We start from the raw sequence: 13,776 nt of genomic DNA, 5'->3' as shown, positions 1-13,776 counted from the left end.
AATGAAAATAGGAATATTAGGATTAGGCGAAGGGCGCAGCACCATGTCGGCAGTATTGAAAAGCGAAAAGCTTGAACTGAAAATGGTATGCGATATGAATATTGAAATGTGCAAACACCGCGCGGAGGAGTTTAACTTTCATAACTATACCACCAGCTACCAGGATATGCTCAATGATGCCGAAATAGATATCATTGCCATTTATACGCCCGATCACTTGCATGCTGAACACGTTAAGCTGGCTTTATTGCACGGCAAACATGTGGTATGTACCAAGCCTTTTATCGATGATTTGAGTAAAGCTGCCGAACTGCTCGAACTGGTTGAGCAAAGCGGTAAGAAAGTATTTGTAGGTCAAAGCTCGCGCTTTTTTGAGCCGATGAAAAAGCAGCGTAAAGATTACGAGGCTGGTTTAATAGGGGATTTGATTACTGTGGAGGCCTATTACCATGCCGATCATCGCTGGTTTTTAGAGAAGCCATGGTCGTTGCAGCAGGCATTTAAATGGTTGTACGGAGGCTTAAGTCATCCGGTTGATTTTATTCGCTGGTATTTGCCGGAGATTGAAGAGGTAATGGGCTATGGCATGCTAAGTGCTAACGGTGCCAAAGGCGGTTTGAAGAACCCTGATACTATGCATTTTATTTTTAAAGGGAAGGATGGCCGTATAGCCCGCGTAAGCGGTTGTTATACCGGTCCGGTGCAACCCGTTACCCGCGACAGTGAAATGAGCTGTATTTTACGTGGTACCGAAGGCTGTAGTCAGGGCGATTACATGGACCTGCGTTATGCAATTACCGATAATACCGGCGAAGAACGCATCATTACCTGGGAACATAAACTGAAACACTACTTCAGGTTTGAGGGCAAAAGCCATCATGCCGGGGAATATCAAAATTACCTCGAATACTTTGCCGATAGCATCACCGAAGGCTATACCGCTTATCCCGATATTAAAGAAGGTATTGGAACTATCGCCTTGCTTCAGGCTATGGATCGGTCATTACAAAGCGGTAAACCCGTAAAAGTTGATGAGATCCTGACCGAGTTTAATTTAACCGTAAATGAGTTAAGCGCATGATATTGGGCATGAGCAATATCGTATCACGCCTCACACTGTTGGATTACTCGGTGGTTGCCGTGTACCTTGTTATTTTAATGATAATTGGGTTCCGGGCCAGCTTTAGTAATAAAAACAAAACAGACGAAACGCTTTTCCTCGCCAATAAATCTTTAGGTTGGGCGAGCATTGGCTTTAACATGTGGGGCACCAATGTTGGGCCATCCATGCTGCTGGCCTTTGCCAGTATAGGTTACAGCACGGGCATAGTGGCCGTCAACTTCGACTGGTATGCCTTTGTTTTCCTGATGCTGCTCGCTTTGGTATTCGCGCCTAAATACATAGCGGCCAAGGTATCAACCATGCCCGAGTTTATGGGTAACCGTTACGGCGATTCAACCCGTAATATTTTGGCCTGGTACGCGCTTATCAAAATGCTGATCTCATGGCTCTCCTTAGGTTTGTTTGCAGGTGGGTTTTTAGTTAGGCAGATATTGGGCATCCCCATGTGGCAATCGGTTATTGTGCTGGTGTCTTTCGCGGGTTTATTCGCGTTTACCGGCGGTTTAAAGGCTATAGCCAAGGTAAACGTTTTCCAGATGTTACTGCTTATCGGCGTATCATTAACACTCACTGTTTTAGGTGTAAGTAAGGCGGGCGGGTTATCAGCGGTATTCCATCAAACACCCGTAAATTACTGGAACCTCATCCATCCGGCAAGCGATGTTAAATATCCATGGTATGCAATTTTGCTGGGCTACCCGGTATCGGCTGTCGCTTTTTTCTGTACAGATCAGGCTATGGTGCAATCGGTATTGGGTGCAAAAAACCTGGAGCAGGGGCAACTTGGTGTTAACTTTATTGGGTGGCTTAAAATACTATCGCTGCCCTTGTTTATCCTCACCGGAATTTTGTGTTTTATCCTGTTCCCGCATCTCAGCGATCCGGCATTAGCTTACATGACTATGGTTACCAATCTTTTCCCTCCGGGGATGAACGGATTAGTTATTGTGGTATTGATAGCGGTTTTGATAGGCACCGTTGGCTCGTCCTTAAACTCATTGAGCACCGTGTTTACCATGGATATTTATGCTGAAAAGATCAACCCCAACGCTACTAATAAAGACCTCATCCGTGTAGGGCGATACACCGTAATAGGTGGCTGCCTGTTTGCCATAGGCATGGCGCTGGCTATCGACAGCATTAAAGGCCTTAATCTGTTCGATGTATTTCAATCAGTATTGGGCTTTATCGCACCGCCTTTGGCCGTAGTTTTTTTGCTTACAGTTTATTGGAAGCGTACTACCCGAAAAGCTGTAAATATTATTCTTTCTGCGGGTTCGGCTTTTAGCTTGGGTACGGGGGTGGTTTACCTGTGGGTGTTACCGCCAGATAAGTACAGCTTTTGGCCGCATTACCTGATGCTGTCGTTTTTCATATTTGTTTTCCTGGCGGTATCTGCCGTTTTGATCTCGCTGCTTGATAAAGCACCGGCTGTTTATGTGGCCGATCAATCCGAAACAGAAAATACTGCAAAGCCTACCCGGCGTGTAAAAATAGCCTGGCTGCTGCTCTCGATAGTCATGATCGCTTTATACCTCATTTTTAACGGACATTAAAATGCATAAAATATCTACCCATATAAAATTCAACAAGCCTCGTGTACTTATCGCGCTGTTAAGTTTTATGTTTTGTGCCGATATGGCCAAAGCGCAAAAAGCTACCTGGATCTGGTATCCCGGCGATTATGAGGTATGGCTCAGTAACAGGATGCAAAACCGCCGTACCGAACGCGGCGCTTTCTTCCCGCCATTCTGGAAACTGGACAGTCACTACGTATTGGTTGATTTTCACAAGGATTTTACGCTCGCTTCTCCCGAAACAGTTGAATTGGCTGTTGAAGGACAATACAATGTAAAGCTTGATGGTAAGGCGTTAGCGGGTTACCCTAAAAATATCCATGTGCCGGCTGGCAGGCACAGGCTTAGTCTCAAAGTTTATAACCAGGCTGCTGCTCCGGCCATTTTTGTGAAGGGGCAGCAACTGGTGTCAGATACCTCGTGGCTGGTAACTTATGAAGATAAAGAATGGATTGATGAATCGGGTAAAACCTCAGATATCTCGGCCACAAAATATGTGAACGCCGGTAACTGGAACTTTGATTCGGCGGATAAGTTGCCTTCTGCATTTCGTTTGCCTACGGAGGAGCATAAGCCGGGAAAAATCGAACGGAAGGAACATTCCATTTTGGTTGATTTTGGAAAAGAAACCTTTGGTTATGCCAAGCTTATCGGCTTAAAAGGCAAGGGGAATGTTAAACTCTGCTATGGCGAATCAAAAGAAGAAGCGCTGTCCCTAACCAATTGCGAACTGTTGGATAGCGTTTATATCGATCAGCTTCAGAAAGCCGATTATACCATGGAGGGTTCACGTGCTTTCCGCTACATCAATGTATTATTTGATGATAATGTGAATGCCGATGATGTGTCCATGCTTTACGAATATTCGCCGGTTGAGCAGCGGGGGAGTTTCAAATGTTCGGATGAGTTGATCAACAAGATCTGGGATGTTTCGGCCTATACCCTGCACCTGAATACCCGCGAATTTTTTATCGATGGGATCAAGAGGGATAGGTGGATCTGGTCGGGCGATGCCTATCAAAGCTACCTCATGAATTATTACCTGTACTTTGATTCGCCAACGGTAACCCGCACCCTGTATGCACTACGCGGTAAAGACCCGGTGACCAGCCATATCAATACCATTATGGATTATACTTTTTACTGGTTTATGGGTATTTATGATTACTACCAATATACCGGCGATAAAAGTTTCATCAAACAAATGTACCCGCGCATGCAAAGCCTGATGAGCTATTGCCTGCAGCGCCGTGATAAAAACGGCCTGATGGAAGGCTTGCCTGGCGATTGGGTATTTATCGACTGGGCCGATAAACTCAGCAAAAAAGGCGAGGTAAGCTTTGAACAATTACTACTCTGCCGTAGCCTCGAAACTATGGCTTTATGCGCCAATATTATGGATGATAAAACGGGCAATGATCAATACCAAAAACTGTCGGCCGACTTGAAATCGAAGATCTTCTCCCTGTATTGGAATAGCGATAAACATGCCTTTGTGCATAGCCTGGTTGATGGTAAGCAAAGTGATAATGTAACCCGCTATACCAATATGTTCTCGATATTTTTTAACTACCTCAATCCCGGCCAGCAGCAGGAAATAAAAAAATACGTACTGCTGAATGATAACATTCAAAAGATAACTACGCCCTACATGCGCTTTTACGAGCTGGAAGCGCTTTGCGCCATGGGCGAGCAAAGCTATGTGCTTAAAGAAATGAAGGACTATTGGGGAGGCATGCTCAATTTGGGCGCTACATCTTTTTGGGAAGAATACAATCCATCCAAAACGGGTGCCGACCGCTATGCCATGTACGGACGTCCGTTTGGTAAAAGCCTTTGCCACGCCTGGGGCGCGAGTCCGATATACCTGTTGGGCAAATATTATCTCGGCGTAAAACCAACGGCACCAGGTTATCAGCAATATGTTATTGAGCCTAAATTGGGTGGCCTGCAATGGATGGAAGGTAGTGTGCCAACTGCCGATGGGGATATCAAAGTATCATGCAGCACCAAACAAATTAAAGTAAGCGGCAATACCGGAACAGGCCTGCTACGTTTTGCCAGCACATCCAAACCTGTTTGCAAGGAGGGAGAATTAATCGCAAAAGGTAACGGTACCTATGAGCTTACCATCCAAAAACAAAAACAGTATACTATAAACTATAGCGCAAAAAAATGATGAAACGGCTCTTATCTTTCCTGCTTTTAACAGCATTTTCATCAACAGGGCTTTACGCGCAACTGGTTGATAAAACACCTGCGCCTATCCCCAATGTGCCTGCAATTTATGATGCCGAACCCTGGGAAAATCCTTTGGTTGATGGCATAAACCGGGATGCGGCACGCGCTACAGCATATTCATACAGTAGTATTAAAGATGCATTGGCTGGCGACAGGGAAAAATCGGGCAGGATGTTATCGCTGAATGGTTACTGGGATTTTAGCTACGCGGCCAAACCGGCCGATGCGCCAAAAGACTTTTATAAAAGCAGGGTAAGCGGCTGGAAAAAGATCATTGTTCCCTCAAGCATTGAGATGCAGGGTTATGATAAGCCCATTTATAAAAGTGCGGTTTATCCGTTCCGCCCGGTTAACCCACCCCATGTACCGCAGGATTATAATGGTGTTGGCAGTTATCAGCGCACTTTTACCCTGCCAGCTAACTGGAAGGACATGAACATTACGTTGCATTTCGGCGGGGTAAGTTCGGGCTTTAAGGTTTGGCTCAACGGCAAGTTTTTAGGTTATGGCGAAGATAGCTTTCTGCCGTCGGAGTTTAATATTACCCCATACCTGCAAGCAGGCGAAAACATTGTATCTGTACAACTGATCCGCTGGAGCGATGGCTATTTTTTGGAAGACCAGGATCAGTGGCGCATGAGTGGCATCCATCGCGAAGTAATGCTTTTGGCCGAGCCGAAATTACGGATTGCTGATTTTCAATGGCAGGCCAAACTGGATAAGCAATATAAAGACGCCATTTTCAGTATTCGTCCACGGATCGAAAACCTGACAGGTAAGGCTGTACCCGGATATAAAATTGAAGCAAGGCTTTTCGACAGCAATAATAAAGAGGTATTGCAAAAGCCTTTGGAAAGAAGCGTTGAAAGTATCATCAACGAGATTTATCCAAGGTTGGATAACGTGAAATTCGGCTTACTGGAAACTACACTGAAAAACCCCGAAAAATGGAGCAATGAAAAACCAAACCTCTATACGCTCACTTTATCTTTAGTTGACAGCACTGGCCAAACGCTGGAAGTTAAAAGCTGCAAGGTGGGCATCAGGAGCATTGAGTTTAGTAAGGAAGATAGTAAGCTGCTCATCAACGGCAAAGTAACCTATTTGTACGGCGTAAATCGTCCCGATCATGACCCGGTAAAAGGAAAGGCGCTATCCCGCGAAGATATCCTGAATGATGTGCGTACCATCAAACGTTTCAATTTTAACTGTATCCGCACCAGCCATTACCCGATGGATCCGTACCTGTATGATCTGTGCGATGAGTATGGGATACTGGTCATAGACGAAGCCAACCTGGAAACCCATGGTCTTGGTTCAAAGCTAAGCAATGACCCCATGTGGACCGGCGCTTACCTCGACAGGGCTACCCGTATGGTAATGCGCGATAAAAATCATCCGAGCATTATTATTTGGAGTTTGGGGAATGAGGCCGGCAGAGGGCCAAACCATGCGGCAATGGCCGGCTGGATCCATGATTTTGATATTACCCGTCCGGTACATTATGAGCCTGCACAAGGTACGCCACAAGCCGAAGGATATATCGACCCGACCGATCCGCGCTATCCTAAAACCAATGATCATTCGCACAGATTACAGAACCCTATAGATCAGCCTTATGTAGATATTGTAAGCCGGATGTATCCCGGCATTTATACTGCGCCCTTGCTGGCCAATCAGCAGAATGGCGATAACCGCCCGATATTTTTTGTAGAGTACTCGCACGCGATGGGCAACTCCAATGGAAACCTAAAGGAGTTTTGGGATCAATGGCGATCGACCAAAAAGGTTATTGGCGGAGCCATCTGGGAGTTTAAAGACCAGGGACTATTAAAACATGATTCGACAGGTAAGGCATACTATGCCTATGGCGGTGATTATGGTGAACGTTATTTTGACAATTTCACCATCAAAGGCATTGTAGCATCTGATGGTCGCCCTAAACCTGCTATTTACGAATGCAAGCATGTTTTTCAGCCGGCGGTTTGTGAATTGGTTGATGCCGATAAAGCAACTATTCACATCAAAAACTGGCATAGTGTAGCTTCACTGGCCGATTATAATGTTAGCCTGCAGTTGAGGGAAGACGGCAATATTATCCTAAAAAAACAAATTCCCCGTATCAGCCTTGCAGCCGGGCATGATACCACAATCAGCATTAAACAATGTCTGCCCGGTTTAAAACCCAACCACGAATACCTGGCCGATATTCACTTTACCCTTGCCGAAGATAAGCCTTGGGCAAGCAAAGGTTACGGAATAGCAAGTGATCAGTTTCAACTAACGGCGCTTAAAACATCCACTGCAAACGCTGAACGTAAGCACTATCCGGAAACAAAACTGGTTGAAGATGATAAAGCTTATCATATCAGCGGGAAAGATTTTGAGATTGGCATCAGTAAAAGTAACGGTGCTTTAAGCTCATACCTGTACAAAGGTAATCAGCAGATATTTGCGCCTTTATTGCCACATTTCACCCGACCGGTTACCGATAATGATCATCGCGGCTGGAAGATGGAAAAGAAACTGGCGGCCTGGTTTAAAGCGTCACCTGTTTTGAAAAAATTCTCGAGCCAAAAAACTGAAGATGGTGCGGTTGTAATTACAAGCCTTTATTCAATGCTTAATGATAGCGCTTCGGTACAGGTGAACTACACTATTCGCGGCGATGGTTTACTGAATGTTGCTTATGCTCTTGATGTTAAACCGGGTTTGCCAAACCTGCCTAAGGTTGGCATGCAAATGGGCATTGCGCAGGCCGATAGCAATATCAGCTACTTTGGTAGGGGGCCTTATGAAAACTATATCGACAGGCGTACAGGCTCGGAAGCCGGCATATATTCGCAAAGCATTAACCAATTCATGGAACCTTATGTAGTTCCCCAGGAAAACGGCAACCGTACCGATGTACGCTGGATGCTGCTGCACCATACAACAGGTGGTTTGCTGATCACCGCCGATAGCCTGCTGAGCATGAGTGCCTGGCCTTATACCGAAGAGAATATTCAAAAGGCGAAGCATACCAACAAGCTAAAGGATGCAGGTTTTATTACGCTGAATATCGACCTGATACAGATGGGCGTAGGCGGCAACGATAGCTGGTCGGAAGTGGCCGAGCCATTGGATCAATACCGTATCCCGGCCAAAAAGTATCAATACAGTTTTTACCTGAAACCTTATGAAGGTAAACCGGATGCGGTAGGTAATACCGCATATCAGATCAAATTTAACAGGAAGCCATGAGGAAATACGTTTTTATAATTTGCTTTTGCTGCCTGTTGTTACCTGGGATAGCCCAACAGCGGAAAGCATCGCTCTTAGACGATGGTTTGAAGCAGGCCTTTTTGCATCCACCCGAATCGGCAAAACCATGGGTGTTTTGGTACTGGATGCAGGGCGCTGTAAGCCGGGAAGGAATAACTGCGGATCTGCAGGCTATGAAGCAGGCCGGAATAGCGGGTGCTTATTTAATGCCCATCAAAGGGCCTGCTAATCCGCCGTTTATTACCCCATCAATTAACCAGCTGAGCCCGGAGTGGTGGGCGATGGTAAAGTTTACCATGCAGGAAGCCGACAGGATAGGCCTAAAACTGGCTATGCACGACAGCGATGGTTTTGCGCTGGCCGGTGGCCCCTGGATAACACCGGAGCTTTCCATGCAAAAGATAGTATGGTCAAATGTTGAGGTTGAAGGCGGTAAAGTTTATCATGATACTTTACCTGTTCCAAAGCATTATAAAAGCTACTATAAAGATATTGAAATATTGGCCTACCCATCGTTGCCCGGCGAGGGGCAGAGTAGCTATGACGAGCATCCGAAGGTGAGCACCAGCGTACCAAATACCGATGTACAGTATCTTGCTGAAAAAGGAGATCCCAAAAGCTTTACAAGCAACGAACAGTGCTGGCTGCAGCTTGAATTTGAAAAGCCATTTACCTGCCGCTCGCTTGTTATCCATACATCGGCAAGTAATTATCAGTCGCAAAGGTTGCTGCTTGAAGTGAGCGATGATGGTAAGAACTTCCGCCCGCTGGGCAGGATGGAGCCCCCGCGTCATGGCTGGCAGGATGGCGATGCAGAGATCACAAATGCCATCGCTCCGACTACAGCAAAATATTTCAGGTTTACTTATGATAAAGAAGGCTCTGAACCGGGAGCCGAAGATCTTGATTTTGCTAAATGGAAACCTACGCTGAAATTGTCGGGCATTGAGTTGTTGGGTGAGCCCCGTGTCCATCAGTATGAAAGTAAAACCGGCGAGGTATGGCGTCTAAGTAAACAAACTACAGATGCCCAATTACCGGCTAACCTTTGTGTAGATAAAAGCAAGGTCATCAATCTTACTGATAAATTAGGCGCAGAAGGTAAACTGAACTGGCAGGTACCGGCGGGTAATTGGACTATCATCCGTATCGGGCATACTTCAACCGGGCATACCAATGCCACTGGTGGGGGAGGTATTGGTTTGGAGTGCGACAAGTTTAACCCGGAGGCTGCCAAACTACAATTTGATAATTGGTTTGGCGAGGCTATAAAACAGGTTGGGCTGGATTTGGCCAAACGGGTTTTTAAGATCTTTCACGTGGATAGTTGGGAGTGCGGCAGCCAAAACTGGTCGCCGGTTTTTGCTGCTGAGTTTCAGAAGCGGAGAGGGTATGATTTGTTGCCTTATTTGCCATTAATGGCCGGCGTACCTATGGAAAGCGCTGGAAAATCCGAAAAGGTATTAGCAGATGTAAGGCAAACCATAGCCGAGTTATTGGTAGATAATTTCTACGGTACCATGGCTAAGCTGGCGCACGAAAAAGGTTGCACATTTACTGCCGAAAGCGTTGCCCCAACCATGATGAGCGATGGCATGCTGCATTACCAAAAGGCAGATATCCCGATGGGGGAATTTTGGTTCAGGAGCCCTACGCATGATAAGCCCAATGATATGCTGGATGCCATTTCGGGCGGGCACATCTACGGTAAAAATATTATCCAGGCCGAGGCTTTTACAGAGTTGCGGTTATTATGGGATGAGCACCCCGGAATGCTTAAAACTGCTGCCGACCGCAACTTTGCCCTTGGCATAAATCGTTATGTTTTCCACGTAAATGTGCATAACCCCTGGCTTGACCGTAAGCCGGGTATGACACTGGATGGTATCGGCCTGTTTTTTCAGCGCGATCAAACCTGGTGGAAGCCGGGCAAGGCCTGGTTTGATTATATCAGCCGTTGCCAGGCTATGCTGCAACAGGGGCATCCCGTTGCCGATATCGCTGTTTTTACCGGCGAAGAAACACCAAGCCGCGCAATTTTGCCCGACAGGTTGGTTAATACCCTTCCCGGTATCTTCGGCACCGGACGTGTGAAGCAGGAAAAGGAGCGCTTAGCCAACAAAGGTGTGCCAATTATCAATTCGATTGAGGATGCAAGCCATTCGGCTAATATGGCACTGCCCGAAAGTTGGATAGACCCACTGAGAGGATATAACTACGATTCTTTTAACAAAGACGCTTTACTGCGTTTAGCTACAGTAAAAAAAGGCAGGATCATTCTGCCCGGCGGGGCAACTTATGCCATGCTGGTAATACCCGGTGTAAGCCAGATGTCGCCTCAGCCATGGCAGTTATCGGCAGAAGTAATAAAAAAGCTTCAGCAATTGGTAAATGAAGGCGCTACGGTTTTATTAGGCGATCAGCGAATGATAACCACTTTAGCTAAAGGCGCCAAGGCCAAATTACTCACCGGCCCTTATCAAAAAGAAACGTTTGATGAATTAGGCGTAAGTCCAGACCTGATCGCGACAGACTCCGTTGAGCAGCCTGCAAAAGATATTGCATGGACACATCGTAGCGCAGACAAGCTCGATATCTATTTCATTTCCAATCAACAGGCTTTAAATCGTACAATTAATTTGTCATTAAGGGCAACAGGCCACGTTCCTGAACTTTGGGATCCTTTAACCGGTGAAATAAAACAGTTGGGCAATGTGAACAAATCCGGTCGTACAAATATCAGTCTTGATTTAGCTGCCAATGGATCTGCTTTTATCGTTTTTAGAAAAGTTTCTTCAATTGCAAAAAGCGCTGAAGATAAACAGGGGCACTTTAAAAGTATTCAAACTTTTACAAACTGGCAGGTACAGTTCGACCCTAAATTTGGCGGCCCTGTGAAATCAGTAATGTTCGATAAAGGTGATGATTGGTCGCGCAACGCCAACGATAGTATAAAGTACTATTCAGGAACAGCGGTTTACAATCATACCTTTAAGTTTACCGGAAAAACTGGGAGCAAAACCTATCTTGATCTGGGCAATGTTGCCAACCTGGCCGAAGTGTATTTAAACGGTATCAATTGCGGCACAGCCTGGACATTTCCGTATCGGGTAGATCTCAGTAAAGCCATCAAATCAGGCGAAAATAAAGTGGTAATCAAAGTAACCAACACCTGGGCTAACCGCCTGATGGGTGATCATGCCCTGCCCGAAAATAAACGTATTACATGGACAAACGCGCCTTACCGTTTGGAGGGCCGTTCGCTGTTACCGGCTGGTTTGCTCAGCCCGGTAAAATTGCTCACATCTATCCCTTAATGATATGAAATGGATTTTTAAATATATCGGAATATCATCGTCCAGGTCATTGCTTTCCCTCGATATGAAAACACTGTATAAATACCTTATCATCACAGTATTGGTAATTGCCGGCAGCAAGCTTAATGCCCAAAACAAAGCACTGGTAAATACCAGCCAAAGTAACTACGCCAAACTGAGCAGCCTTGATATGGGTGCGGTACAATGGACAGGCGGTTTCTGGGCCGACAGGTTCAAAGTTTGCCGTGATACCATGATCCCCAACCTGTGGCGCGTTTATACCGATCCGAAGATCAGTCATGCTTACCGCAATTTCGAGATAGCCGCAGGATTGGACACCGGCTCACACGAAGGGCCGCCATTTCATGATGGTGATTTTTACAAATTGTTTGAAGCGGTAGCAAGTATGTATGCTAACACACATGATCCCAAACTTGATGCATTGATGGATAAAACTATAACCGTTATTGCCAAAGCTCAGCGCGCGGATGGCTATATCCACACGCCAACCCTTATTGAAGAGCGCAAGAATAGCGGCAAGGAAAAAGCTTTTAACGATCGCCTTAATTTTGAAACGTATAACCTTGGTCACCTGATGACTGCCGCTTGCGTTCATTACCGGGTTACAGGTAAAACTACTTTGTTGAAAGTGGCTGTTAAAGCCACTGATTATCTCTACAAGTTTTATAAAACGGCCTCGCCCGAACTGGCGCGTAACGCTATTTGCCCCTCGCATTACATGGGGGTAGTGGAGATGTACCGTACCACCCGCGATCCACGATACCTGGAACTGGCTAAAAACCTGATAGACATCCGTGGCTTGATGAAGGATGGTACCGACGATAACCAGGACAGGACACCTTTCCGGCAGCAAACGCAGGCGATGGGGCACGCGGTGAGGGCCAATTATCTTTTCGCCGGTGCTGCCGATGTGTATGCCGAAACAGGTGATACAACCCTGATGCATACTTTAAACATAATGTGGAACGATGTGGTTAACCGCAAAATGTATATCACCGGTGGCTGCGGTTCGCTTTATGATGGTGTTTCTCCCGACGGCACGTCTTACAACCCCAACGAAGTGCAAAAGGTACACCAGGCTTACGGGCGCGATTACCAATTGCCAAGTTTCACAGCGCACAACGAAACCTGCGCCAACATAGGCAATGTACTCTGGAACTGGCGCATGCTGCAGGTAACCGGCGATGCCAAATATGCCGATGTGATGGAACTGGCATTGTATAATAGCGTACTTTCGGGGATTAGTCTTAACGGGCGTAATTTTTTATACACCAATCCGTTGGCTTATTCGGATAGTTTGCCCTTTAAGCAACGCTGGTCTAAAGATAGGGTAGGGTATATCAAACTTTCCAACTGTTGTCCGCCCAATGTGGTGCGTACCATTGCTGAGGTAAGCGATTATGCCTACAGCGTATCGGATAAAGGGTTGTGGTTTAACCTGTATGGCAGCAACACCATAACCGCTAAATTGAAAGACGGTACACCTGTAAAATTGACGCAAACAACCAATTACCCATGGGATGGAAAGATCCATATCAGGTTTGATGAAGTACCGGGTAATAAAGCCTTTTCTGTGTTTTTGAGGATTCCGGGTTGGTGTAAGGGAGCAAGTATCAAAATGCCCGGTCAGTCGGTACCGCAATTAGACACTACGCCTGGAACTTATACTCAAATTAACGCCGTTTGGCGAAAAGGAATGACAATTGATCTCGACCTGCCGATACCGGTGACCCTAATGGAGGCGAACCCACTGGTTGAGGAAACCCGAAACCAGGTAGCCGTAAAACGAGGCCCGGTGGTTTATTGCCTGGAATCGGCCGATCTGGCTAAGGGGCAAAAGGTTTTCAATGTGGCGCTATCAGCCAGTAATGAGCTTAAACCTGAAATGATCAGGATAGATAACAGTGAGATCATGAGCCTTGTTGGCAAAGCTGATCTGCGCGACGAAAACAACTGGACTAACCGGCTTTACAAAGAAGTATCCACGCCAAAACAAAACGCTGTAGCTATCAGGCTGATCCCATATTATGCCTGGGGTAACCGGGGACATGTGGATATGGAAACGTGGATGCCGTTGGACAGGTAGTTTCGAGGCCAAAGGTAAAAGGCCAAAGGTGAAAGGTCAAAAAAGCTTCACGCCGCCGCTCGGCTCCCAGCCGGATGGCATGAAATATCGATATTCACCCCCGCAATTTTGGTGGCATTATTTTGTCAGTGCTATTTATAAATGAGG

6 protein-coding genes are annotated in these 13,776 nt (G+C 46.2%); all 6 read left to right on the top strand.

The window, feature by feature from the left end:
• Window position 1 precedes the first annotated feature (1 nt).
• Genes J3L18_RS16700 through J3L18_RS16675 form a run of 6 tightly spaced genes read left to right on the top strand, consistent with a single transcriptional unit; the run spans window position 2 to window position 13,629 of the window.
• A complete protein-coding gene (locus J3L18_RS16700) occupies window positions 2-1,081 on the top strand; it encodes a Gfo/Idh/MocA family protein (protein WP_129569227.1) in 1,080 nt (359 codons plus the stop codon).
• A gap of 8 nt (window positions 1,082-1,089) precedes the next feature.
• A complete protein-coding gene (locus J3L18_RS16695) occupies window positions 1,090-2,679 on the top strand; it encodes a sodium:solute symporter family transporter (RefSeq protein WP_129569228.1) in 1,590 nt (529 codons plus the stop codon).
• 1 nt (window position 2,680) lies between these two features.
• On the top strand, window positions 2,681-4,879 hold the full coding sequence (locus J3L18_RS16690; RefSeq protein WP_129569229.1) for an alpha-L-rhamnosidase-related protein: 2,199 nt from the start codon (window positions 2,681-2,683) through the stop codon (window positions 4,877-4,879).
• The gene (locus J3L18_RS16685) at window positions 4,876-8,184 is read left to right on the top strand and encodes a glycoside hydrolase family 2 TIM barrel-domain containing protein (RefSeq protein WP_208102427.1); all 3,309 of its coding nucleotides are present in this window, start codon (window positions 4,876-4,878) and stop codon (window positions 8,182-8,184) included. Before J3L18_RS16690 ends, J3L18_RS16685 begins: the two co-directional genes overlap by 4 nt.
• Window positions 8,181-11,522 (top strand): glycosyl hydrolase, encoded by a 3,342-nt coding sequence (locus tag J3L18_RS16680; protein ID WP_129569230.1) that lies wholly within the window; start codon window positions 8,181-8,183, stop codon window positions 11,520-11,522. The genes J3L18_RS16685 and J3L18_RS16680 overlap by 4 nt, the downstream gene beginning before the upstream one ends.
• 4 nt (window positions 11,523-11,526) lie before the next feature.
• The gene (locus tag J3L18_RS16675; RefSeq protein ID WP_223266160.1) at window positions 11,527-13,629 is read left to right on the top strand and encodes an aceric acid hydrolase; all 2,103 of its coding nucleotides are present in this window, start codon (window positions 11,527-11,529) and stop codon (window positions 13,627-13,629) included.
• Window positions 13,630-13,776 lie beyond the last annotated feature (147 nt).

Source organism: Mucilaginibacter gossypii (assembly GCF_017569325.2).
In the GTDB taxonomy this organism is placed as follows: Bacteria; Bacteroidota; Bacteroidia; order Sphingobacteriales; family Sphingobacteriaceae; genus Mucilaginibacter; species Mucilaginibacter gossypii.
The sequence above is the reverse complement of the archived record's forward strand: the minus strand, read 5'-3'. Positions and strand labels throughout refer to the sequence as shown.

Coding starts and splice junctions, on each gene's coding strand:
- J3L18_RS16700 (WP_129569227.1), top strand. CDS start 2: ATGAAAATAGGAATATTAGGATTAGGCGAAGGGCGCAGCACCATGTCG.
- J3L18_RS16695 (WP_129569228.1), top strand. CDS start 1,090: ATGAGCAATATCGTATCACGCCTCACACTGTTGGATTACTCGGTGGTT.
- J3L18_RS16690 (WP_129569229.1), top strand. CDS start 2,681: ATGCATAAAATATCTACCCATATAAAATTCAACAAGCCTCGTGTACTT.
- J3L18_RS16685 (WP_208102427.1), top strand. CDS start 4,876: ATGATGAAACGGCTCTTATCTTTCCTGCTTTTAACAGCATTTTCATCA.
- J3L18_RS16680 (WP_129569230.1), top strand. CDS start 8,181: ATGAGGAAATACGTTTTTATAATTTGCTTTTGCTGCCTGTTGTTACCT.
- J3L18_RS16675 (WP_223266160.1), top strand. CDS start 11,527: ATGAAATGGATTTTTAAATATATCGGAATATCATCGTCCAGGTCATTG.